Origin of the sequence: Paenibacillus woosongensis, assembly GCF_009725165.1 — a bacterium.
Classification (GTDB): domain Bacteria; phylum Bacillota; class Bacilli; order Paenibacillales; family Paenibacillaceae; genus Fontibacillus; species Fontibacillus woosongensis.
Genome location: NZ_WNZW01000078.1, coordinates 1 through 201 on the forward strand (window position 1 = coordinate 1; position 201 = coordinate 201).

The 201-nt window shown below is 49.3% G+C and carries 1 rRNA gene; it reads right to left on the reverse strand.

The window, feature by feature from the left end:
- Window positions 1–119: ribosomal RNA gene (locus tag GNP95_RS25645) — 23S ribosomal RNA — on the reverse strand; the annotation flags it as partial.
- Window positions 120–201 lie beyond the last annotated feature (82 nt).

The window sequence follows — 201 nt, forward strand, 5'->3', positions numbered from 1 at the left end:
TTCGGACACCCCCGGATCAAAGCTTGCTTACAGCTCCCCGAGGCAGTTTCGTTGTTCGCCACGTCCTTCTTCGGCTCCTAGCGCCTAGGCATCCTCCGTGTGCTCTTAGTAGCTTAACCATAATGCTCTCATTTTGGGCTATTCGCTCTGTTGTACGTTACTTTCCTGATCGAATAAATTCAACCAAGGTGGAAAGTAACT